The 22,394-nt window shown below is 58.8% G+C and carries 18 protein-coding genes; 4 read left to right on the plus strand and 14 right to left on the minus strand.

The window, feature by feature from the left end:
* From ACY4LX_RS18835 to ACY4LX_RS18875, 9 genes are all read right to left on the minus strand, one after another.
* Positions 1 to 1,350, minus strand: coding sequence for an HlyD family type I secretion periplasmic adaptor subunit (locus tag ACY4LX_RS18835; protein WP_463257410.1), 1,350 nt, complete (start codon positions 1,348 to 1,350; stop codon positions 1 to 3).
* The gene (locus ACY4LX_RS18840; protein ID WP_463257411.1) at positions 1,347 to 3,128 is read right to left on the minus strand and encodes a type I secretion system permease/ATPase; all 1,782 of its coding nucleotides are present in this window, start codon (positions 3,126 to 3,128) and stop codon (positions 1,347 to 1,349) included. Before ACY4LX_RS18840 ends, ACY4LX_RS18835 begins: the two co-directional genes overlap by 4 nt.
* 204 nt (positions 3,129 to 3,332) lie before the next feature.
* Positions 3,333 to 3,755 carry an AprI/Inh family metalloprotease inhibitor gene (locus tag ACY4LX_RS18845; RefSeq protein WP_463257412.1) on the minus strand — a complete coding sequence of 141 codons (423 nt, stop codon included), beginning with the start codon at positions 3,753 to 3,755 and terminating at the stop codon, positions 3,333 to 3,335.
* A 96-nt stretch (positions 3,756 to 3,851) separates the two neighbouring features.
* Positions 3,852 to 5,306, minus strand: a complete 1,455-nt coding sequence (locus ACY4LX_RS18850) for a serralysin family metalloprotease (RefSeq protein ID WP_463257413.1) — start codon at positions 5,304 to 5,306, stop codon at positions 3,852 to 3,854.
* Positions 5,307 to 5,793: 487 nt separating this feature from the next.
* Positions 5,794 to 6,198: a hypothetical protein gene (locus ACY4LX_RS18855; protein WP_463257414.1), complete on the minus strand. Its 405-nt coding sequence runs from the start codon at positions 6,196 to 6,198 to the stop codon at positions 5,794 to 5,796.
* 133 nt (positions 6,199 to 6,331) lie between these two features.
* Positions 6,332 to 7,417: a polyamine ABC transporter substrate-binding protein gene (locus tag ACY4LX_RS18860; RefSeq protein WP_149660365.1), complete on the minus strand. Its 1,086-nt coding sequence runs from the start codon at positions 7,415 to 7,417 to the stop codon at positions 6,332 to 6,334.
* Between the two features lie 54 nt (positions 7,418 to 7,471).
* On the minus strand, positions 7,472 to 7,813 hold the full coding sequence (locus ACY4LX_RS18865) for a cupin domain-containing protein (protein WP_463257415.1): 342 nt from the start codon (positions 7,811 to 7,813) through the stop codon (positions 7,472 to 7,474).
* 18 nt (positions 7,814 to 7,831) lie between these two features.
* A complete protein-coding gene (locus ACY4LX_RS18870; protein WP_463257416.1) occupies positions 7,832 to 9,238 on the minus strand; it encodes an NAD(P)/FAD-dependent oxidoreductase in 1,407 nt (468 codons plus the stop codon).
* Between the two features lie 51 nt (positions 9,239 to 9,289).
* Positions 9,290 to 10,105, minus strand: coding sequence for a helix-turn-helix domain-containing protein (locus tag ACY4LX_RS18875; protein ID WP_463257417.1), 816 nt, complete (start codon positions 10,103 to 10,105; stop codon positions 9,290 to 9,292).
* Between the two features lie 266 nt (positions 10,106 to 10,371).
* On the opposite strand from ACY4LX_RS18875, the gene ACY4LX_RS18880 reads away from it, so the two are divergent.
* Positions 10,372 to 10,647: a DUF1652 domain-containing protein gene (locus ACY4LX_RS18880; protein ID WP_463257418.1), complete on the plus strand. Its 276-nt coding sequence runs from the start codon at positions 10,372 to 10,374 to the stop codon at positions 10,645 to 10,647.
* A gap of 71 nt (positions 10,648 to 10,718) precedes the next feature.
* On the opposite strand, the gene ACY4LX_RS18885 is transcribed toward ACY4LX_RS18880, so the two are convergent.
* Positions 10,719 to 13,202: a UvrD-helicase domain-containing protein gene (locus ACY4LX_RS18885; protein WP_463257419.1), complete on the minus strand. Its 2,484-nt coding sequence runs from the start codon at positions 13,200 to 13,202 to the stop codon at positions 10,719 to 10,721.
* Positions 13,203 to 13,481: 279 nt separating this feature from the next.
* On the opposite strand from ACY4LX_RS18885, the gene ACY4LX_RS18890 reads away from it, so the two are divergent.
* Positions 13,482 to 14,177 (plus strand): pirin family protein, encoded by a 696-nt coding sequence (locus ACY4LX_RS18890; protein WP_463257420.1) that lies wholly within the window; start codon positions 13,482 to 13,484, stop codon positions 14,175 to 14,177.
* A 209-nt stretch (positions 14,178 to 14,386) separates the two neighbouring features.
* Here ACY4LX_RS18890 and pgm read toward each other — a convergent pair whose 3' ends face one another.
* The 4 genes from pgm to ACY4LX_RS18910 all read right to left on the minus strand — a co-directional run bounded on the left by pgm (position 14,387) and on the right by ACY4LX_RS18910 (position 20,630).
* Complete coding sequence (gene pgm / locus ACY4LX_RS18895; RefSeq protein WP_149660359.1) at positions 14,387 to 16,033, minus strand: phosphoglucomutase (alpha-D-glucose-1,6-bisphosphate-dependent); 1,647 nt, start codon at positions 16,031 to 16,033, stop codon at positions 14,387 to 14,389.
* A 109-nt stretch (positions 16,034 to 16,142) separates the two neighbouring features.
* Positions 16,143 to 17,543: an aminotransferase-like domain-containing protein gene (locus ACY4LX_RS18900; RefSeq protein ID WP_463257421.1), complete on the minus strand. Its 1,401-nt coding sequence runs from the start codon at positions 17,541 to 17,543 to the stop codon at positions 16,143 to 16,145.
* 67 nt (positions 17,544 to 17,610) lie between these two features.
* Positions 17,611 to 19,065, minus strand: coding sequence for a hypothetical protein (locus ACY4LX_RS18905; RefSeq protein WP_463257422.1), 1,455 nt, complete (start codon positions 19,063 to 19,065; stop codon positions 17,611 to 17,613).
* A 542-nt stretch (positions 19,066 to 19,607) separates the two neighbouring features.
* Positions 19,608 to 20,630 (minus strand): zinc-dependent alcohol dehydrogenase family protein, encoded by a 1,023-nt coding sequence (locus ACY4LX_RS18910; protein ID WP_149660356.1) that lies wholly within the window; start codon positions 20,628 to 20,630, stop codon positions 19,608 to 19,610.
* Positions 20,631 to 20,899: 269 nt separating this feature from the next.
* On the opposite strand from ACY4LX_RS18910, the gene ACY4LX_RS18915 reads away from it, so the two are divergent.
* Positions 20,900 to 21,817 (plus strand): LysR family transcriptional regulator, encoded by a 918-nt coding sequence (locus tag ACY4LX_RS18915; RefSeq protein WP_149660355.1) that lies wholly within the window; start codon positions 20,900 to 20,902, stop codon positions 21,815 to 21,817.
* Between the two features lie 221 nt (positions 21,818 to 22,038).
* On the plus strand, positions 22,039 to 22,389 hold the full coding sequence (locus tag ACY4LX_RS18920; protein WP_149660354.1) for a DUF4190 domain-containing protein: 351 nt from the start codon (positions 22,039 to 22,041) through the stop codon (positions 22,387 to 22,389).
* Positions 22,390 to 22,394 lie beyond the last annotated feature (5 nt).

A 22,394-nucleotide genomic window follows, 5' to 3' on the forward strand; every position in this document is an offset into this window, starting at 1 on the left:
TTATTCCTCGGTCAACGCGGAGTTGGCCCGGTCGAGCAGCGGCTTGAACAAATAGTTGAGGAGTGAACGCTCACCGGTGCGCACGAACATTTCCGCGGGCATGCCGGGCTTGATCACCAGGCCGTGGAGTTTTTCCATGGCCTGGTCACTGACGCTGCTGCGCAAGACGTAGTAAGGGGCGCCGGTTTTCTCGTCGATCATCTGGTCGGCGGAAATCAGGCTTACTTCCCCCGGCACCCGTGGCGTGCGGCTCTGGTTGAACGCGGTGAACAGGATGTCCACCGGCAAATGGGTGCCGACCTTGTCGATCAGGTTGACCGGCAGGTGCCCTTCCACTTCCAGGGTGGTGCCTTGGGGCACGATCTCCAGCAAGGTTTCGCCCTGGCGCACCACGGCGCCTTCGGTGTGCACCCCGAGGTTGACCGCGATGCCGTCGGCAGTGGCGATGATCTCGCGGTGTTGCAAGTCGAACCCGGCGGAGGTCAGTTGCTCCTTCAGCGTCACGCTCTTGAGTTGCGCGTCGGCCAGTTGGGTGCGGACTTCTTTCTGGTACTCCTCGATGTGCTGTTGCAGCTTGAGTTTCGCTTCGAGGATGCCCTGCTCCACCCGCCCGCTTTCGCCGGTGTTCTCCGCCAGTTGTTGCTGCACTTGCGACAGCTGACGCTGGTATTCCATCAGCCGGTTGCGCGGGATGTAGCCGTTGTCGGCCAGGGGCTGAAGGTTGCTCAGTTGCTGTTGCAACGAGCTGGCCTGGGCCGTCAGGTCGGTGCGGGCGCGGCGCATGCCGGCCAGTTGCGCGTTCGCGCCTTCGATATTGGCGCGCAGCCCGCCCTGTTGACGGGCATAGGCTTCGCGGCGGCTGCTGAACAATTGGCGCTGGCCTTCGAGGACCAGGGCCAGGCGTGGATCAGCGTCCTTGCTCAGCTCGGAGGGGAAAGTCACTTGCTTGAGGTTGTCCCGCTCGCTTTCCCAACGCGCGACGCTGGCCCAGGCCATGCGGTATTGCGCCTGCAGCGAATCGACGTCGGCCGCGACCTGGGTCTGGTCGAGCTGGAACAGCGGCTGGCCGAGTTTCACCACCTGGCCTTCGCGCACCAGAATCCGGCTGACAACACCGGGACTCATCGATTGCACCGCTTTGCGCTTGCCGGACACGACCACCGTGCCTTGCACCGGAATGCCTTGATCGAGCGGCGCGAGGCTGGCCCAGGTGAAGAAGCTGCCAGCGCCGACAATCGCCAAGATCCAGCCCATGCGTGCGAAAAATTTGGCGTCGCGTTCAGGGCGTTCGGCGATGTAGTCGTGTTCCATTGTGGCTTCGTTTTCAGTGTTCATGCGTGCGCTGCTCATACACCCGAATTCCTTGTCGTGGGCTGATACTGCCGGCTCATGCTGAGCCCGCCCGGCGCCTGGGGTGCCTTGTGTTCCTGATTGGCGGTCGGCTGGTTGCCGGACAATGCCTTGAGTACTTCCTGACTCGGGCCGAACGCCTGCAAGCGACCGTCGTTGAGCACCAGCAACTTGTCGGCCTGGGCCAGCGCGGATGAACGATGGGTCACCAGAATCACGCTGGTGCCGTTGGCTTTCATGTGCGCAATGGCGCCGGCCAGTGCTGCTTCACCGACGGTGTCGAGGTTGGAGTTGGGTTCGTCCAGCACCACCAGGCTCGGGTTGCCATACAAAGCACGAGCCAGGGCCACGCGCTGCTTCTGGCCGCCGGACAACCCGCTGCCGTCTTCACCGAGCACGGTGTCGTAGCCTTGGGGCATGCGCAGGATCAGCTCGTGGACACCGGCGTGTTTGGCGGCCTCGACGACTTTCTGCGGATCGGCTTCCCGGAACCGCGCGATGTTTTCCGCAATGCTGCCGCTGAACAGTTCGATGTCCTGGGGCAGATAACCGATGTACGGGCCGAGGTCGTCGCGGTTCCAGCGATGGATGTCCGCGCCGTCGAGGCGCACTGTGCCGCCGAGGGTCGGCCAGACGCCGACCAGCACTCGGGCTAGGGTCGATTTGCCAGACCCGGAAGCGCCAAGCACGCCCAACACTTCGCCAGCGCCCAGGCTGAAGTTGACCATGTGCAAGGTCGCCGCACGCTGGCCCGGTGGGCCGGCGCTGACTTGTTCGAAACTGATCTGGCCTTTCGGTGCCGGCAGCGCCATGGCTTCATCACTGGGCGGAAAGGCTTGCAGCAAGGCATCGAGCCGACGATAGGCGAGCTTGGCGCCGCTCCACTGTTTCCACACGGCAATCAGTTGATCGATCGGGCTCAGGACCCGGCCCATCAGGATCGAACCGGCAATCATCATCCCGGCGGTCATGTCGCCCTTGATCACCAGCAACGCACCGAGGCCCAACACCAGCGATTGCAGGCACAGGCGCAGGGTTTTGCTCAGGGAACTGATGACGGCGCCGGTGTCACTGGCCTGGTTCTGCAGGCCCAGAAAACGCGAATGCACCTGGAACCAACGCTTGCGCAAGACCCCGAGCATGCCCATGGCCTGGATGGTTTCGGCGTTGTGCAAATGGCTGGTGGCCAACTGGCTGGACTTCTGGGAAAACCCTGCGGCTTCACCCAAGGGCTTTTTGGTCATCGCCTCGTTGAGGCAAGCCAGCCCGATCAACAGCACGGCGCCGGCCGTGGCCAGCACGCCCAGCCAGACGTTGAACAGGAAAATCACAAACAGGTAGACCGGGAACCACGGCGCGTCGAAGAAGGCAAACAAGGCCGGGCCGGTGACGAACTGGCGAATGTGGGTCAGGTCACCGAGGGACTGCCCGGCGTTGCCCTCGCCCTTGAACAGGTTGCGCTCGAACGCGGCTTGGTAGACCCGCAGGTTGAAGCGCCGCTCCAGTTGGCTGCCGATGCGGATGACGATAAAGCTGCGGATGACCTCCAGCATGCCGATGAAGGCAAAGAAACCGACCACCATCAATGAGAGCATCGCCAGGGTGGTTTCGTTTTGCGAAGACAGCACCCGGTCATACACCTGGAGCATATAAATCGATGGGACCAGCATCAGCACGTTGATGAGTGCGGTGAAACATCCGACGCTGATCAAGATGCTCTTATAGTCGCCCAGTGCCTTGAATAACGGTGCGGTGGCTGGGGCGTTCGCCATCTTCATTGATTTTCCCTGAAATAATAGGCCTCGCCATTCATTGACGAGATTTCAATTAACTGTCCGCACACGGGTCGAGACATTCTTTGCCTGTTAGCGCTTACAAATGAATAACAACTTTTTTGATCGAGCGAGACTCAGGGGCTATTGATCCACGACTTATAACCCCATGGACTAGCTTTATATTCAGTGCCAGCCTTGCCCAAGTACTTAATGCGCTGCGCGCACTAGCGTAATACTCAAGCCGGACTTCAAAGTGGCTTTGTACAAGCCTTCTTTTTGTCGGCTGAAGAACACGATTCTGGAACCTTCCTTACCGGTAATCGAAATACCGTCCGGCTCCGTGAACCAGCCAATCGCCGGCGCCTCCAGCCAGGCGCCGAGGCATTCGGCGCCCTCACCCAGCGTCTGCTTTTGTTCAAGGTCGATGCGGCAAACGTTTGAGGGTTTGTCCTGCAATTCCTGGGTTTCAGGGGTGTCTTGCGCGGCGTTCAAGGTGGCCTGCCATAGGCCTGCCAATTCCGAGGGGTCCGCCAATTTCAGGCTACTTGCCATGGCTACTTCTCCAAAAAACATCATCAGCGTCGCCAATAGCCACGCGCTTGCTCTGTAGGTAAAGACGTTATGGGTCATAGGACTTTTTACTCCGGCCTGTAGCCTTACCCACTACGGGCATCGATGCAAGGACGGAGCACGGCGCACCAGGCGCCGCGCTCCTTTTGCCCTGAATCAGGCCACGATGTCCGTGGTAGCTGCCTGGCCAACGGTGCTGACGAGGAAATCAGCCACGCCGTGCCCGGAGAAGTCCACCGACAACAGGCTGTTACCGCCCGAAGAGGTCAACACCGCGTCGCCTGCCGCACCGGTGAAGGAGTTCACGAAGTGCAGGCCTGCGCCTTTGGTGATGCCGGTCAGATCGATCTTGTCCAGACCGCTGACAAAGTCGAGGATCTGGTCGGCTGCACCTGGCTTGGAATCGGTGCTGGCGGCAAACACGAAGGTGTCCGAACCCGAACCACCCCACAGTTTGTCCGCACCGCCCGCGCCGTAGATCAGATCGTTGCCGGCACCGCCCTTCAGTTCGTTGGCGATGCTGTTACCAATCAACAGATCGTTGCCCGAACCGCCGATGGCGTTCTCGATGATCGCGCCCTTGGCGATGGACACGTTACCTACCAGGCCGCCAACGTCGGAGAACGAGGCGTCATTGAGGTTGATCTTCTGGTTTTGGGTAAAACCGGAGAAGTCCAGGGTGTCCTTGCCGCCCGCATCCCAGACCGAGAACACGAGTTTGTCGGCGGCCGACGAAGCGCTCAGGAAGTCACGGCCGGCATTGGAGTTGAAACCGTAGGTGGTGTCACCGGTACGGGTCTCCAGGTTGGCGCCGTAGAGTTTCTGAATCGCCGCGATATCGTCCATCAGCGGGCCGGACGAATACGCTTCGACACCGCCCTTGCTGAAGTTCTGGCTGGTATTGCTTTCACTCCAGTAGCTCATGAGGCTGTAGCCACGGGTGTCCTGGCCGTAGGACGCGTCGTTATAAGTCGGGTTGCCTTCGCCGGCGTTATAGTCGCCAGGGTGAGACAGGCCCAAGGTGTGACCAATTTCGTGGGTCAGGGTCTGACGCCCGTAATTGCTCAAGCCCGGGGTTTTGTTGACGTTGTAACCACTGCCGGTCAGGTACCAGGACTGACCGTCATAACCTGGCTCGGTGCCCGGCAGGAAAGCAAATGCCGCTGCGCCGTCCTGGCCGCCGCTGTAGTTACCGAAGGTCATGTGGCCATCGCCACCCCTGGACGCTTCGGCAAACGTTACATTGGCGACATCAGCCCAGGATTGCATGGCGAGCACGGCCTGGGTTTTTTGCAGGGCGCTGAACTGACTGAAACCGGTAACGCCCAGGCCGCTGAAATTCGAGGTCTGGGACGTCAGAAAGGTGTAAGTCAGTTCGATCTTGCCGCTGCCGTTGAGATCGTGCCAGGAAGCACCATCGCGCAGCAGTTGAGTCGCGGCTTGATCTACCGAGAAGGAGGGTTTGCCATTGACCGTGAGGTTGCCGCCACGGTCGTACTGATGGCTGAAGCTATTGATCTGGTTGAACGCAGAACTCGGCGCGGCCAGTGCTTGCAATGGCTGGAAGACCAGTTCGGCGGAATCAATGGCTTTGGCTTTTACTTTCGACATAAACACACTTCCTTGTTAAGCAATGGAACAGTTTTTGTCCGACGGGACAATCTCTGGCGAGATCGTCCAATCACTCGCCCAATGAAGGCGTAAGAAACCTGACACAATTGGAAATCAAACGTCTAGCACTTTTTTGGGGTCGAACTTGGCTGTTCGGGAATATGCCCGGAAACAGGGGGTGCGGGGAGGGAATATTGTTTGGAGTGATGGGGTTTGAATGGATTGTCTGACAACTTCAAATTTAAATATTAAATATGGCTAAGTTGTTTTTTGTCGAAGACGTCTCACTTTGTTGGACTTATTAATATGAGTGCCAGTGCATTGCCATCAACTAGTTAAACACTGTCTGAGTATGAATTGAGGGAGAAAACCCAGCCCCCGCTGCCCATCGGACAGAAGAAAACCCGGAGGGAGTGATGAACTCACTTCCCCCGAGAATTCCGGTGCTCAATTCGCGATAAACGAGGGAGGTCCGCCTTGCGCCCTCCTACGCAGGATCAATGACATCAATCGAAAAAACAGCGCTGACGTGTATTTTTTCACCGGATGGCAAATAACCATCAAACGCCAATAAACCGTTGATACTCTGTCTAGGGCTGTGATTCTGAAGATTGATGGTGCCACTGACCGCGGTGACTACCGGCCCAAATGGCTGGACTAAATAGGACAGCCTCACCACCTCCCCATCGCCCACTTTGTATTCTTTGCTGGGTGCATTTTCGTGGTTCAACGTGAAGGCAATGGTTTCCCATGGTGAAGACTGATCGCCCCAGACATTCAGGTGTCCGTCGAGGTTATGCCTACCCACCGCTGTTGAGGAGAACTCTTTCTCGGCTCCAGTGCTAACGTTGGTAATGATGCCTTTCATCGTGCCAGTGAAACTGCTGCTCATGACGAATCCTCCTTGTGTCGCCTCGATGCGAGGCGCCTGCCGTCATGATTTGATCGACAAATAAAAATGTTGAAACCTGTCAGGGTTGACAGGTCTCAAGATCATTTTGCTATTTCAGACGATGTCGACTGACTCAACTCCCCGTCCGAATCTTGTTCCACACCCGCGTGCGAATCCGGTCGATATTCAGCGGCATCGCCTCCAGCGCAAACAATTTCCCCATCATTTCCGGGCTCGGATATACCTTGGTGTCGTTCTTGATCGCCGGGTCGATCAGGCTGTCGGCCTGTTCGTTGCCATTGGCGTAGTGCACGTAGTTGCTGATGCCGGCCATGACGTCCGGGCGCAGCAGGTAGTTCATGAAGGCGTAGCCGGCTTTGTCGTCCGGGGCGTCGGCGGGCATGGCGACCATGTCGAACCAGATGGCGGCGCCTTCCTTGGGAATCGCATAGCCGATGTCGACGCCGTTCTTGGCTTCTTTCGCGCGGGTTTCCGCTTGCAGGATGTCGCCGGAGAAACCGACGGCCACGCAGATGTCGCCGTTGGCCAGGTCGCTGGTGTATTTGGACGAGTGGAAATAGCTCACGTACGGCCGGACTTTGAGCAGCAGCGCTTCGGCCTTCTTATAGTCTTCCGGGTTTTTGCTGTGGTGTGGCAGGCCCAGGTAGTTCAGGGCGGCCGGCAGCAGTTCCGGGCCGTTGTCGAGAATCGCCACGCCGCATTTTTGCAGTTTCGCCATATTCTCGGGCTTGAAGATCAAGTCCCAGGAATCCACGGGCGCGTTGTCACCCAACACAGCCTTGACCTTGGCGATGTTGTAGCCGATGCCAGTGCTGCCCCACAGATACGGGAAGCCGTGTTCGTTGCCCGGATCGTTGGTCTGCAAGGCCTTGAGCAACACGGGGTTGAGGTTTTTCCAGTTCGGCAACTGGCTCTTGTCGAGTTTCTTCAAGGCCCCGCCCTGAATCTGCCGAGCCATGAAGTGGTTGGAGGGGAACACCACGTCGTAACCGGATTTGCCGGTCATCAACTTGCCGTCGAGGGTTTCGTTGCTGTCGTAGACGTCGTAGCTGAAACCGATGCCGGTTTCTTTCTGGAAGTTCTTGGTGGTGTCCGGGGCGATGTAGTCCGACCAGTTGTAAATCTTGACCGTCTCGGCCGCGTGGCTGAGGGTCGCGACCAGTGCGAGAGGTGCCAGGGTCAATGTCTTTCGGATCATGAGTCGATTCCTGTGTGGGTTTGTTGTTATTGGCAGGCAATCAAAAGATCAAAATCAAAAAATCAGAACGTAGGTCTTGCGCACGGTTTCCTGGATATCCCAGATCCCGAGGCTGTTGGCCGGCAACATCAGTGCATCACCAGCTTCTATGTGCAGGGTTTCACCGCCGTCGGGGGTGAAGGTGCAACGGCCCTGGATGAAGTGGCAAAACTCCTGGGCCACGATCTGCCGCCGCCAGCGCCCAGGCGTGCATTCCCAGACGCCGGTTTCGACGCCGTCGTCGCGTTCGACGCTGGTGGTTGAGGCCACGGCCACTGGGGTTCCCAAGGGCACAGCGACGAGATTGGAGTCGTCCAGTTTCAGGGTGGCGGTGTTTTTGAACTGCGTAATGCTCATTGGAATACCCATCAATATTTAGTGCATGAAACCTTCCATGAACCCCGCCACACCGCTGGCCAACTTGCGGCGCCAGGGTGCAGTGGCCGGGTTGGCCAGGGTCTGGTCTTCGTGGACGAAGCTGCGGATGATCGCGTTGTAACCGAGCCAGCGGCAGGGCTCCGGCTCCCAGGCTCTCAACGCATTGAGGCCACCTTGTGGAATCACCCAAGGCTGCCGGACTAATTCGGTGTCGCGCTCCAGAATCAGATCGGCCAGGGTGCGCCCGCCCAGATTGCTGGCACCGACACCCTCCCCGCCATAACCACCGGATAAGGCAATGCCATTGGCCCGATCGCAGAGCATGTGCGGCTTGAAGTGCCGGGACATGCCCAGGTTGCCGCCCCAGGCGTGGGTGATGCGCACGTTCTTCAACTGCGGGAACAGCTCGCCAAACAGATAGCGCCGCAGCTCGACTTCGCCAGTCGTGAGATTGAAGTCATGGCGCAATTTGCCGGCGAACTGATAACCACCGCGAGCGCCGAACACCAGGCGATTGTCGACAGTGCGTTGGCCGTAAGTGACCTGGCGACTGGCTTCGCTGAACGCCTGGCCCTGGCTCAGGCCGATTTCGTCCCAAGTGGCGGCGGACAGCGGCTCGGTGGCGACCAGCAGGCTTTGTACGGGTAACTGATAACGCCCCAGGGGCGGCAGCGTGACCGAATAACCTTCCACCGCCGGCACCACCCAGCGACTGCGCACCTGGGCTTGCGCCGTGCGCACGCTGCCGGACTGCCAATGGGTAACCGGGCTGTTCTCGTAGATCTTGACGCCCATGCGCTCTACCGTGCGCGCCAGGCCCCGGACCAATTTGGCCGGATTGATGGTCGCGACGTGCGGTGCATAGATACCGCCATACGGCTTGGCAACCCTGATCTGTTGCGCCAATTGCTCGGGGCTGAGCCAGCGGTAATCGTTTTCGGTCAGGCCCTGGCTATAGAGTTTGTCCAGGTAGCTGCGCAGGCTGGCTTCCTGCTCGGGATAACGCGCGGCGCAGTACAGCACTCCACCCTTGCGGTAATCACAGTCGATGCCTTCGCGTTCGAGGACGATCTCTACTTCATCGGGGATGCTGTGCAACAGATCGAACGAGGCGCGACGCTGTTCAGCCGGCAGATCGGCGAGAAGACGGTCTTCGCCCAGCAGATTGCCCATCAACCAGCCACCATTGCGGCCGGAGGCGCCAAACCCGGCGGTTTGCGCCTCGATGATGGCGATGTCCAACCCCGGAGCCAGACGCTTGAGGTAGTAAGCGGTCCACAGCCCGGTGTAGCCCGCGCCGATGATGGTCACGTCGACGTCCAGCTCCTGTTCCAGGGCCGGTCGCGCCTGCAACGGCTCGTCGAGTTGATCCATCCATAAACTGATACCGCGCCACGCCGACATACACCACTCCGCCACTCAACACATCAATGGCGTCGATCCTAGTGCGCGACCTCAGAGACTGTCTTGCGCGCGTGCACGCAAAGAAATTTGTTTGACGTAGGCCTTCGGCGACTGGCCGGTGTGCTGGCGAAAACAGCTATAAAAAGCAGACAGCGAGTTGAAACCGGCAGCAAAGGCCAGTTCATCGACGCGCAGCGGTGGCTTCGCTTTATCCAGTGCGGCGAGCAAATGTTGCAAGCGCGCCTGGTTGACGTAGCGATAGAAGCTTTGCCCCAGCACCTGGTTCAGCAGGTAGGAAATCTGATTGCGGCTGTAACCGCACTCCTTCGCCACCCGCTGCAAGTCGAGTTCGGGGTCCAGGTACGGTTGCTGGCGCTGGAAGTACTGCTGCAGGTCTTCGGCCATGAAACTCAGTTGTCGCGGTGACAAACCGAGCCGACTGGCCGCCGGGCGCAAGTTAGTGGAGGCTTTGTTGGCCGGCTGCTCGCGCACCAGGGAGGCGTATTCGTTGACGCGCCAGATCAAACCGTCACGCACGGTGATTGCTTCGCTGGAGCGGAACGACACCAACCCCTCGGTGCCGCGCAACGTCATCTGGTATTGAATGAATGCCGTATTGCCGTCCAGTCGGATCCGGTCCGAGTGCTCCAGCGCTTCGCCAGGATTGCGCGGCATGCTGTCACGCACGTACTCGCGCAACTCATCCAGCCCCATCACCCGGTTCTGGAAAAAATCGCTGTACTGGATGTCCGGGTGATAAAGGGCCATGACGCCGTCCAGGTCCCGGTGTTTCCAGCACAGGTGGTAGCGCATGACCGTTTCGCCCGTGGCCTGGGTTTGCAGCGGGCCATCATCATCGGCGTGCATAAAGGGCTCGGCGAAAAAAAACCGAGCTTGCCCAAGTTCCGCGCCGGCTTCAATGGCCAATCGGTACTGGCGTTTTGGCGACAACGGGGCGTGACGTGACCCCATATCAAAAAAAATTGAACCAATCGCCAAACGGACTGAAAAAATCCACATGGTTTTCACATCTGGATGCTACTTTTAAAGGCATCCACCGGTTGAACCAATGAAGGTTCTACCCCTCCTCACATGAGCAAAAGGAAGCGCTCGATGACTAAGGCGGGCAACACATGAACAAAGGGATATTCAGCAAGGTCACTTTTCCCAACGCCTGCCAGCTGATGCGCTGGCATTTTCATCCCATGGGTTTCGAGGCGAGCATGGACGCGCCGGGCAGCATGATTGCCCGTCTGTTTGACCGTGCCAGTGGCGAAACCATGATCGCAATCGCTGGCATTCCTTGCGCGACCGTGATGAATGCGGCGGATGTAGAACGAATAATCGAAGCGGTGGAGGATGAGTTGGAAGCGTTCATTCCGCCGGTTTCACTCAGGAGTTATGCCTGAGGTCCTGCCGCACAGTAAAAAGCCCACAGGATGTGGGCTTTTTTGTGGGTGAAAAGATTCTGCGGTAGCGCCTACGGGACTGTCGCCGCTTTCTGACCTTGTCGATGATCCGCAAAGAACGCCTTGCCCTGACCCACCTTGCCAGACGCTTTGGGCAGATTGACGGCCTGGTTATCCTGACCATCGACGTACCAATAACAATGACTCACCGCCCGGGTAATACCGACATAAGCCAGCCGCAGAATCTCGTCTTTCTGCGCGCTGTCATACGGCTCGCTATCGCCAGCTTTCCCAAGCCCGGCCATGCGATACACCTGGTTCTTGTACGGCGAACTGGTGAGATGCTGGCAATCACCCAACAGGAATACCGCGTCGGCTTGCAAGCCTTTGGCACTGTGATAAGTCAGTTGCTTAAGCCGTCGCGCTTCGTACGGCAAGCTAGAATCAACATTAACTACAGACTGAATATGCTGCTCAATCAATAACTTATCGCTGCTTTTTCGATAAAGCATCAAGATTGAATCGCCCTTTCTATAGTGCTCCATCAGCCGCTGCGCCATGCCCTGATCATCGCGATCCAGTACGTTGACTGGCTGCAGTGGCTTGGGCTCCCCGCTAGCCTTGGCCTTCTTGCCTGGGATGGCCGGCGCGGCGCGCACGATGTGTTCGGCGGCATCGATGATGTGCTGGTGGCTACGGTAGTTGTCGCTGAGCATCACCCGGGTCGTGCTCGGCGACGGGAATTCCTTGTTGAACTCCATGAAATACGTCGGCGAGCTACCGCGCCAGCCATAAATCGACTGCCAATCATCGCCCACGCAGAGCAGCGAGGACCGCTGTGCGCCGCGCCCGACATGCATCGCCGGGCCGCGACTGCGGATCTCTGCCAGGCTGGCGCGAATCCACGATACGATCTGCGGCGATACGTCCTGAAACTCATCGATCATCAGGTGTGAAAGCGGCCTGAGCAGCTCATCGCTCAACAGCTTGAGATTCTCCGGCGAGTGTTCGCTGAACAGGGCGAACATACGGTTGTAAGTCATCACGGGCGGCTTTTGATCGAGCAAGTGATCTTCCAGTGCACGCCAGAACAGGCTCAGTGCCTCGAAGAAAAACCGGTCAGGGTCGTCCTTGGCAAAATTCATCCGGCCCACGGCGTCCGGAACGTCGAGGCCCAGATTCTCGATAAACCCGGCGGCGGCGACAAAACTGTCCAGTAACGGGGCGGACGCCAGTTCACCCTTGACCTTGTAATCGAAGCCTGGCCCGGCGCTGGCATCCCCTGCCAGCGAGGCCAAAACACGCTTTGACGCATCGTAACTATCCAGCCATATCAATGGCTTACGACAGAAAGCTTGAAACAGGGTGCGTTTGACCGCCCATTCGGCGCGAACCGTCAGCTTGGCATTCGGGCGGCTGACCTGGGGGTTTTCCCGAGGATCGAAACCCAGCACCACCCAAGCATCCAGAGACGGAATATAGCCATGACAATGGAATGTCGAACCGTTGATATCGAACGTCTGGCGGTTGGGCTCGATGCCCTTGATCGGCCAGGCACCGGCGCGAAACCACAAGTCCTCTATCGTGTCGCAGAGCTCTTCGTCGCGCTTGGCCGCCAGTTCCGTCACGGCCATGCGTTTCTGCACATCCGGGTGATCGCGCTCCAGCTCCTTGAGCTGCAACGCGTGGCGGGACAACGGCTGGATCAGTTCGCGGAATCGCTCATTGCGGGTAAACAGGCTGTGGTAACAGGCGTTGAGTTGCTGGCGTTGGGCGTCGTTGATGCGCAGATCGAACGGATTGCTGTCGACCTCGTCGTCGCCGTTTTGCGCACGATGACTGAGGTTTTCGAAGGCTTGCAGGCGTTCGAACCCCGGCAAGCTGCGGACCATCGGCAAAATCCGCGAATGGAAGGTGCGCACCAGGTCCCGCGCCTCTTTGAGGCTGAGCGCCCGGCCCCACAGCGCAAACAGTTCGATCAGTTTATTAATGAAGTCTTTGCGCGACTCCCGGGTGAAGGTCACCACGGTCATTGAGCCGAGTTCGAAGCCCAGGTAGTGGGTCAGCAACAGAATGCGCAGCACCAGCGTCGTCGACTTGCCCGCGCCTGCACCGGCGATCACCGAGGTGGATGGGGTATCGCTGAAGATCATCTTCCATTGCGCGAGGCTGGGCTGTGCCTGCGCTGGCAGCCAGCGCGCAACGTCGGCCTTCATGCGCTTCTTGATCTCGGCCGTTAATGGCAGGCGCCAATCGTCGAACAGGTTGTCATCGACATTCGGTGGCCGATGCTCGGTGGAGCGCGAATCGCGGATCAGCAGCACCTGCCGGCCTTCTTCCAACCCTTCGGCCTTGCCCTCCTTGAACCCGTAATCCACCCCGGCGCTGTGCCCGCTGCGGAAGCCATCGGCTTGCCCGTGCAGCCATGAAGCACGGTGTTGCGCGCGCATTTGGGTCAAGCCATAGCCAAAAAACCGCGCGGCCAGGCGCTTGAGCAACGGCATCTCGGCCAGAGGACGAAGTTCGGGGGGAAGATCGGGGGTGTGTTGCGGCACGCGGACGGACTCCAGGGTGTGAGGCTGTTGGGGGCTATGGTGTCTGCATTTGCCGTTGAGTTCTAGTGAAATGCTTACAGGTCATTGGCTTAAGCGATGAAGTGAAGGCTGGATGAGAATGTTTCGAGGTTATTTAGCATCAACTAAATCGATTGTTTTGAGGCACTTTTTACGCTTTTTATCGATTATCGCCTGATAGATGATGCACGCCATCAACCACCGGTTCTTGTTTCGTGGTCCAGGCGCACTGCCCCATGACGAACCTTTCAGGAGACGATCATGCTTGAACTCAGACCTTTCAACACCTTGGGCGGCGCCCACCATGGCTGGTTGGATGCCCATCACCATTTTTCGTTCGCCGAGTACCACGACCCCAAACGCATGAACTGGGGCAACCTGCGGGTCTGGAACGACGATGTAATCGCTCCCGGCACAGGCTTCCCCCAGCATCCGCACCGCGACATGGAAATCATCACTTATGTGCGTGAAGGTGCAATTACCCACCAGGACAACCTCGGCAACAAGGGCCGCACCGAAGCGGGCGACGTGCAAGTCATGAGCGCCGGCACCGGGATTGCCCACAGCGAATACAACCTGGAAGCCACCGAAACCCGGATCTTCCAGATCTGGATCATCCCCAACGAGGCCGGTTCGGTGCCGTCGTGGGGCGCCAAGCCTTTCCCCAAAGGCCAGCGCGAAGGTTTCGTGACCCTGGCCAGTGGCAAGTCCGGTGACGATCAGAGCCTGCGGATTCGCGCTGATGCGCGGTTGGTGGCGGCGAATCTGAAAGCCGGGGAATCGGCGGAGTATCGTCTGGACAATGGGCGCCGTGCTTATCTGGTTCCGGCTACGGGTGTGATTGAAGTCAACGGCTTGCGGGCACAAGCTCGAGACGGTGTCGCGGTTGCCGATGAGCAGGTGTTGCGAGTGACGGCGATTGAGGACAGTGAAATCGTGTTGGTGGATCTGGCTTGATCGAGTAAATCGCAGACAAAAAAGGGGCGACCGTAATGGTCGCCCCTTTTCTATGTGTGTATTGCATGTGGCGAGGGGGCTTGCCCCCGTTCGGCTGCGCAGCAGTCGCAAACCGGTGAATGCGGACGATCTGAAATAACGCATTCGCCTGTTTTGGAGTTGCTTCGCAACCCAACGGGGGCAAGCCCCCTCGCCACAGGGTTCCTCAATCACTTCGCCGAGATTGCGCCATCCACCAGCGTCTGGGCCTCAGCCACCAACTGCTTGAGGTGTTCGTCGCTGACAAAGCTTTCCGCGTAGATCTTGTAGATGTCTTCGGTACCCGACGGACGCGCCGCGAACCAGCCGTTCTCGGTCATGACTTTCAAGCCGCCGATGGCCTGGTCGTTGCCCGGCGCATGGCTGAGGATGCTCTGGATCGCTTCGCCGGCCAGTTGGGTCGAGGTGACCTGATCCGGGGACAGTTTGCTCAGCAGCGCTTTCTGCTCAGGATTGGCCTTGGCATCGACCCGCACCGAGAACGGTTCGCCCAGTTCATCGGTCAGGGCGCGGTAGGCCTGGCTTGGGTCGCGACCGGTGCGCGCGGTCATTTCTGCCGCCAGCAGGGCCGGGATCAGGCCATCCTTGTCGGTGCTCCAGACGCCGCCATCCTTGCGCAGGAACGAGGCACCGGCGCTCTCTTCGCCACCGAAGCCCAGGGAGCCGTCGAACAAGCCATCGGCAAACCATTTGAAGCCGACCGGCACTTCGTACAGGCGACGACCCAGGCGCTTGGCCACACGATCGATCAGGCCGCTACTGACCACGGTTTTACCCACGGCGGCATCGGCACGCCACTGTGGACGGTTCTGGAACAGGTAGTCGATGGACACGGCGAGGTAGTTGTTCGGTGCCAACAGGCCACCGGACGGGGTGACGATGCCATGACGGTCATGATCCGGGTCACAGCCGAAGGCCACGTCGAAGCGATCTTTCAGACCGATCAAACCTTGCATGGCGTGGGTGGACGATGGGTCCATACGGATCTGCCCGTCCCAATCGACGGTCATGAAACGGAACGTCGGATCGACCTGGGTGTTGACCACTTCCAGATCGAGGCGGTAATGCTCGGCAATCGCCGACCAGTAACGCACCCCTGCTCCGCCCAGCGGATCGACACCCAGATGCAGCTTGGCATCGCGAATGGCGTCGAAGTCGATCACGTTGATCAGGTCGGCGACATAGGTATTGAGGTAGTCGTGACGATGGGTGGTGCTGGCCTTCAGCGCCTGTTCGTAGCTGATGCGCTTGACGCCGGCCAGTTTGTTGCCGAGCAACTCGTTGGCCTTGGCTTCGATCCACTTGGTGATATGGGTATCGGCCGGACCGCCGTTGGTAGGGTTGTATTTGTAGCCGCCGCTTTGTGGCGGGTTATGGGATGGCGTAATGACGATACCGTCCGCCAGGCCCGAGGTACGGCCGCGGTTGTAGCAGAGAATCGCATGGGAAATGGCCGGGGTCGGCGTGTACTCGTCGCCTTCGGCGATCATCACGGTGACGCCGTTGGCCGCCAGCACTTCGAGGGCGCTCGCACCGGCCGGCGTCGACAGCGCATGGGTGTCGATACCGACAAACAGTGGGCCGTCGATGCCCTGGGCCTCACGGTACAGGCAGATGGCCTGGCTGATCGCCAGAACGTGCCATTCGTTGAAACTCAAGTCGAACGAGCTGCCTCGGTGACCGGACGTGCCGAAGGCTACGCGCTGGGTAGAGATGGCGGCATCAGGCTGGCCGGTGTAGTAGGCCGTAACCAGTCGCGGGATGTCGACCAACAATTCTGCCGGTGCCGGTTTGCCCGCAAAAGGACTGATTGTCATGCAAAACCTCTAGATAGAGTGGCTCAGGAATTGGAACGCAGTTTACTGGCAGTTTGACCGCAACGCGATGGTAACGATCCGAGCCATGGACGACGTTTTTTAACCTGGCTCAATCGACCGACTCCAGACGCAACGCATCCCCCAGCAAACCCAGGGCGGTTCCCAGATCATGATCACCACTAAACGTATGGCTCAGGCGCAAGTGCTGACCATACAGGCCTTGCAGGCTGAACAACTCGCCCGGCGCAATCACCACCTGCTGCTTGAGCAAGCGCTGGAACACCCGGCGCACATCGACCTGGCGCAACGAACGCGCCCAGATCGTCGCCCCACCCTGCGGCTCCACCAGTTGCAAGGCATCGCCCAGGCGCTCGTGCAAGAGTTGGGTCATCTGCACCTGGCGCTCCTTGAGCAAGCGCCTCAGCACTTGCAGATGCTGATCGATACGTCCACTGCTGTACAGGCGTGCGATGGCCTTCTGGCGGATCGGCGACAAGCGAAAAGCGCGCAGCAAAAAATGCCGCTGCAATTCATTACCCAGGAGCCGCGAGAGCAGATAGCCATAAGGCGCTTCGGGGCCGATGAGTTTCTCGAAGGAAGAAAACACGATCAGTCGGTCAGGATCCAGAAGGTCGCGAAATCTCGGGCCGTCGGACTCGAAACCGAGTTCACCGTAACAGTCGTTTTCCAGCACCCAGCTGCCATGCTGCGCCAACAGGTCGGCGATGGACTGCCGATTGTCGTCGGGAATCTGGCTGCCTCGGGGCATGCTCATCCCGGACGACAGCACGACCAGCCGCACCGGGCGGGCCTCCAGCACTTCCTTGAGTTGCTCCAGGTCCAATGAGCCGCAGGCTCGCAACGGCAACTCGACCACCCGCACACCCGCCGCCTCGAACAACCGCAGGATGACCCAATCGCACGGCGACTCGATTACCACGGTCGCATCCTTGAGTCGCAGGACCGCGATCAGTATTTCCAGAACCCCACGCAGATCGGCGCCGATGTACACCTCATCGGCGTGCCAGCAACGCGCCGGCGACGTGGTGTAGCGCGCAGCGAGGGCCGTGCGCAGTTCCAGCTCGCCGCAGGGTTGCGCAGCCGATGCCGGTTGACGCGGATATTGGCGCAGCAGCTCGCGCTCCAACATCAGCAAAGGGCTGTCCAGTGGCTGCAACAAGGCCGGCTCGTCGGTGCTCAACACCAGCATTTCCGGACGCCGGGCATTGGCATAAACGCACTCAAGCAGATCATTACCGCTGGTCTGCGGGCCAATGGCGGTGACCGGCAGGGAGTAATAGCCGGACTTGGCCACCGAGTAGACCCGGCCCTCCTTCTCTAGCAGCGAATACGCGTACTGGATGGTCGAGATCGACACATTAAGGCGCACCGCCAACTGCCTCAACGAGGGCAGACGGATGGGCGTACCGCCATCCGACTTATGGGTCAAGTGCGTCAGGTACCGGTAAACCGCCTGGTAAGCAAAATCGGTTTCTCTGGGTCCTTTCATCGGTAATGGCCAGACACGGTGCGAGCATGTGCATGAGCGGTTGTGGATCGCGGCAGCCCTTGCACCGTCAATGCCCCGCGGACAGTTCGCCAACCACGGCAGCGTCATCGTTGCGCGGTTCTTCGACGCCGTTGTCGGCCTCAACCACCACCGGCTTCATGCGATACAACGTGCCGATCAGGCTGACCGGCAAGCCGCTGACATCGACCATCCACTGCACCACCTGTTCCGGCACCTGATAACCCTGCATCGCCTTGTGCAATTCCGGCATTGCCACCAGCATGCCGGGGTGGCAACTGCGCAGGAAGCGCTCCAGCCCCGCGCCACGGTCGATGAACGGCGAAAACAGCAGGCATACCAGCTGGGCCTCGGTCAGTCCGAGGGTTTTGTGCGCCTCGGCCGTCGCCAGCAGGCGCTGTTCGGCCTCGGTGGCCGGGTTACCGAATGCCTCCAGGGCCAGCTCGCAAATACGTTCCGGCACCTGCTTGCGACGCATCATCACCAAAGCGCGCTGCAAATATTCGGCGACCCCGGTTTCGTAGCTTCGGCCCGACACAAAGCACGCTTGCAGCCCCCGCAAGTGCGCCGCAATCCCAGGGCTGACATAGTCGTTGTCGCTCAGGTGCGCCGCCATTTCGTCGGGGCGGACACCCAGGAATTCGGTGAGCAGAGGCCAGCGTTCTTCCAGTTTGCCGACGACCATGTCGTGAATATCGAGACTAGTGGTCCGGCGGCAGGCTTCAAATCGGCCCGCCGGGCGCCAGGTTGCATACCCATGACCGAAATAGAACTCGCGGTAATAGTCGCTGCCCAGCTCATCAAGCATGGCAAACAACACCTCGAAGCCAGCGGATGTGCAGTTCAGGGTCCCGAGGCCGGCCTTTTGCGCCGCACGCTTCAATCCTTCGAGAAACTGTCTCTGCTGGCGAGGCGTTTCGCTGCTGATCAAGGCATCGACGCCGCTGTCCCAGCGCGCAATTTGCCCGTAGAACTCGCCAGTGGTCAGGTAGCCGTCATCCCATAGATCGAGCGGACCGTCACAGGTCCGGCAATGGCCGACCATCAATTGATTGAGCCGATTCGACTCGCGCCCGGCCTCGGAGATGGGGGCCAAGTGGTCGAATGGCAGGACTTCACGGTTATCCACCATCAACAATTCGACCCGAGGATCGTCATAGAGGAACAATGCCGCGTTGCTGCGGTGGATATTGTCCAGCGCCGTCGAGCCGGTCCCGTTCAGGCGCAAGGTCGCCACCCGCAACTGGAAGGTCGCCGGTGCACGGCTGGCGATACTCAGTTGTGCGGCACGCAGCAATGCCAGGGTGTAGCAACTGTCCAGTGTCCCGGACTGAATCGACATCACCTTGAAATCGCCGATTCGCTCCATCCCCCCGGCGGCCACCACCAGGCGCTGAATCATAAGCTGCAATGCAGTGCGCTCGGCGCGAGAGAAAAAACTCAGCAGCCTTTGCAGTACTTGCTGATAAACATAGTTCATTGCCTGATCGTGGATTGTAGTCATCAGTGTTTTACCTGGTATTCGGAAGTTCAATGTCACGCAAACAGTGATAAACACTGCGCGACCGATTCTCGGTGATGAAGTGCAGCAATCCTTTCATAAAATGCTAGCACTCGAATGTGAGTAATTATTTGAAATGGTTTGTACTCTGCCTATACCCAGGCGACAGCCACCTCCTCGCAAAGCCCCAGCGGGCAAGGTCCTTGAGATTTAAACTGACTTCCTAGGAAACTTCCGACAACGTCCCACAGACATTGAGTACAAAAAATAGAGAAAGAAGTTACTGATATATTTTTGATAGTTGCCCACTGCAACACCGGCCCATCGCCTGCAACCAATATGCACGAATTAATATCAATCGAACGCCCACCCATGACTCGTTCCTTGAGATGAAAGTAATCATTCAATTATCAGGGCTTATATGATGATTAGAAGATACAGATCGAAAGCAAAAACCGGTTCAGTTGCTCAAATGCACCGTTCAGAAACGACGATGCCCTCGGCGCGGGGAGCACCGAGGGCATCGGGGGACTGCTTGAAGGGTGTTACGCGGGCTCGACCTGAAGGGCGACCCGTTCGCGGCATGGGCATTCGTCCATGTAGCGGTGGGCTTCGACAAACTCGGCAAACGGGAAGACCCGAGTCTTGAGCGGCAACAGCACGCGGTCGGCGGTCAACTGGTTGATATCGCGCAACGCTCGTTGCAACGCCACCTGATCCTGAACAATGCCCAACTCCGGCTTACCGGTGAAGTTGCCGATGCAGTGCACGAAGAACTGAATGTTCTTCTGGAACGCCGCACAGGCCGGGAATGGCGTCTGGTTGCCCCCTTGCAGGCCATAAAGCACCAGGCTGCCACGGGGTGCGAGCACGTCACCGAGTAGCGACATCTGTGGCCCGCCGAGGCCGTCGAACACCACATCGACCCCGCGGTTGTCCGTGATTTTGTTGATTTGCATAAGCAGATCCTGTTCTTCGGTGACGATGACTTTCTCGGCACCGAGGGACAGCAGGTTTTCACGTTCTTCCGCGGTCTTGGTCGCGGCAATCACCCGTATACCCAGGGCTTTGCCCAGTTGCACGAAGGAAGGCCCTGCGCAATGGCTTGCGTCGGTCACCAGGGCGAATTGCCCCGGCTTGACTCGCGCCAGGTCGACGTAGGCAAAGTAGGCGATCAACAGCGGCGTGTAATGCACGCTGGCTTCGATCGGGCTGAGCACGTCCGGGTAGCGGGTCAGTGCTGAACGCGGCAGGACAATCTGTTCGCCGTAGACCGGATAATCGTTAGGGCTTTCGGCCGGGAAGCTGGCGACCTTGTCACCTACTGCCAGATCGTCGACACCATCGCCAATCGCCGTCACGACGCCGGCCATTTCATGGCCAAGGCCTGAAGGTAGACGAGCGTGGGACGACGCCAGGTTCTGGCGCCAGAGAATGTCGTACCAGCTAATGCCGATTGCTTCGACGCGCACCTGCACTTCACCTGGTGCAGGCAGAGCGGCCGCATGCTCTTCGCATTTGAGCACCTCGGCTGGACCAAACTTGTGAAAACGGATCGTGCGGGACATCGCAAACCTCGTCAAAGTAACCTCTAATGCCCTGAACTCTATCTGGGCTTTCTACCCAAGACCATCAGTGGCTATTAATAGTCGACATGCCTGTCATTGATTCCGCAGCGCCGGCGACATCATCAGATGCCGTAAAAACCGAAGCAGCCATTTAAGTAAAAAGTGAATTACACGGTGCAGAGTAGCAGCCTTTGCCCGTAAGATTCATGCCGGCCATTGTTCTCATATGGCCGCTCACGTCAAGTTTGCTGACTCTGCCAGGACTCCAGATGAATCGTAATGACCTGCGTCGTGTCGACCTGAACCTGTTGATCGTATTCGAAACACTGATGCACGAACGCAGCGTGACCCGCGCGGCGGAAAAACTGTTCCTTGGCCAGCCGGCCATCAGCGCGGCGTTGTCGCGCCTGCGCGGGCTGTTCGACGATCCGTTGTTCGTGCGCACCGGCCGCAGCATGGAGCCTTCCGCCCGGGCGGTGGAAATCTTCGCCCTGCTCTCCCCGGCCCTGGACTCGATTTCCACGGCGGTTAGCCGCGCGGCGGAATTCGACCCGGCCACCAGCACTGCGGTATTTCGTATCGGTCTGTCGGACGACGTCGAATTCGCCTTGCTGCCGATGCTGCTCAAACGCCTGCGCGCCGAATCACCGGGCATCGTCCTGGTGGTACGTCGGGCCAACTACATCCTGATGCCGAGCCTGCTGGCCTCCGGCGAGATCTCGATCGGCGTCAGCTACACCGCCGATTTGCCGGCCAACGCCAAGCGTAAAGTGCTACGCCGCAGCATGCCCAAGCTGCTACGCGCCGATACCGTGCCGGGGCCGCTGAGCCTCGATGACTTCTGTGCGCGCCCGCATGCACTGGTGTCATTCGCCGGTGACCTGAGCGGCTTTATAGATGAAGAACTCGAAAAACTCGGGCGCAAACGCCATGTTGTCCTGGCAGTGCCGCAGTTCAACGGGCTGAGCACCCTCATCAGCGGGACCGATATTGTCGCCACCGTGCCGGACTACACCGCTGAAGCCTTGACCGCAGCAGGCGGCGTGCGAGCGGAAGATCCGCCGTTGCCAGTGCGCAGTTTTGAACTGCACATGGCCTGGCGCGGGTCGCAGGACAATGATCCGGGGGAGCGTTGGTTGCGGTCCAGGATTCAGATGTTTTTTGGGGATCCGGATAGCCTGACTTAAGTCGCGCGAGCAGCTCGAGGCTGTCCACACCCGAACAAGATCAAACGCTATTGATGAGTGCGCCTTTCAAGCCCAGCCAGAGTAACAGTCGCTAAGCGCGATTTGCGCAACACACCCGGCCTTAAAAACAGAACTCGAAAGTTATCGGAAATAACATTAAAGTCGCCCGGCATCCGGGCGATAACGGTGCTGGTATTCAGGATTAAACGTTAAGGAAGACGATGACAATGGTATTTTGTCGCGCGTGCGCCAAGGAAATTCACGAGACGGCTCCAGCGTGTCCCCAATGCGGAGCGAGCCAACACGTTGCCTTGGCGGCAACTCCTGGCATCGGCTCTCCGTGGCTGGCCATCCTCTCGCTGATATTGGGCATCATCTGCTTACTTACCCTGCTTGATGACTCCGAATGGGACAGAGATACCGTCGTCGGTATGAGCACATTTTCCGTCGCCGGTCTCATTTGCGGGATCATCAGCATCAACCAGAAAAAACCAGGAAATAACTTGGCGATTGCCGGCGTTATCTTGTCGGCTATTGCGACGCTTGTTTTCATCGGACTGTCATTAGACTAATTTTA

Source organism: Pseudomonas sp. Emmai (assembly GCF_055179735.1).

Excerpts from the sequence above, each read along its gene's own strand:
- ACY4LX_RS18835 (WP_463257410.1), bottom strand. The coding sequence starts at position 1,350 with ATGAGCAGCGCACGCATGAACACTGAAAACGAAGCCACAATGGAACAC.
- ACY4LX_RS18840 (WP_463257411.1), bottom strand. The coding sequence starts at position 3,128 with ATGAAGATGGCGAACGCCCCAGCCACCGCACCGTTATTCAAGGCACTG.
- ACY4LX_RS18845 (WP_463257412.1), bottom strand. The coding sequence starts at position 3,755 with ATGACCCATAACGTCTTTACCTACAGAGCAAGCGCGTGGCTATTGGCG.
- ACY4LX_RS18850 (WP_463257413.1), bottom strand. The coding sequence starts at position 5,306 with ATGTCGAAAGTAAAAGCCAAAGCCATTGATTCCGCCGAACTGGTCTTC.
- ACY4LX_RS18855 (WP_463257414.1), bottom strand. The coding sequence starts at position 6,198 with ATGAGCAGCAGTTTCACTGGCACGATGAAAGGCATCATTACCAACGTT.
- ACY4LX_RS18860 (WP_149660365.1), bottom strand. The coding sequence starts at position 7,417 with ATGATCCGAAAGACATTGACCCTGGCACCTCTCGCACTGGTCGCGACC.
- ACY4LX_RS18865 (WP_463257415.1), bottom strand. The coding sequence starts at position 7,813 with ATGAGCATTACGCAGTTCAAAAACACCGCCACCCTGAAACTGGACGAC.
- ACY4LX_RS18870 (WP_463257416.1), bottom strand. The coding sequence starts at position 9,238 with ATGTCGGCGTGGCGCGGTATCAGTTTATGGATGGATCAACTCGACGAG.
- ACY4LX_RS18875 (WP_463257417.1), bottom strand. The coding sequence starts at position 10,105 with ATGCACGCCGATGATGATGGCCCGCTGCAAACCCAGGCCACGGGCGAA.
- ACY4LX_RS18880 (WP_463257418.1), top strand. The coding sequence starts at position 10,372 with ATGAACAAAGGGATATTCAGCAAGGTCACTTTTCCCAACGCCTGCCAG.
- ACY4LX_RS18890 (WP_463257420.1), top strand. The coding sequence starts at position 13,482 with ATGCTTGAACTCAGACCTTTCAACACCTTGGGCGGCGCCCACCATGGC.
- pgm (WP_149660359.1), bottom strand. The coding sequence starts at position 16,033 with ATGACAATCAGTCCTTTTGCGGGCAAACCGGCACCGGCAGAATTGTTG.
- ACY4LX_RS18900 (WP_463257421.1), bottom strand. The coding sequence starts at position 17,543 with ATGAAAGGACCCAGAGAAACCGATTTTGCTTACCAGGCGGTTTACCGG.
- ACY4LX_RS18905 (WP_463257422.1), bottom strand. The coding sequence starts at position 19,065 with ATGACTACAATCCACGATCAGGCAATGAACTATGTTTATCAGCAAGTA.
- ACY4LX_RS18910 (WP_149660356.1), bottom strand. The coding sequence starts at position 20,630 with ATGTCCCGCACGATCCGTTTTCACAAGTTTGGTCCAGCCGAGGTGCTC.
- ACY4LX_RS18915 (WP_149660355.1), top strand. The coding sequence starts at position 20,900 with ATGAATCGTAATGACCTGCGTCGTGTCGACCTGAACCTGTTGATCGTA.
- ACY4LX_RS18920 (WP_149660354.1), top strand. The coding sequence starts at position 22,039 with ATGACAATGGTATTTTGTCGCGCGTGCGCCAAGGAAATTCACGAGACG.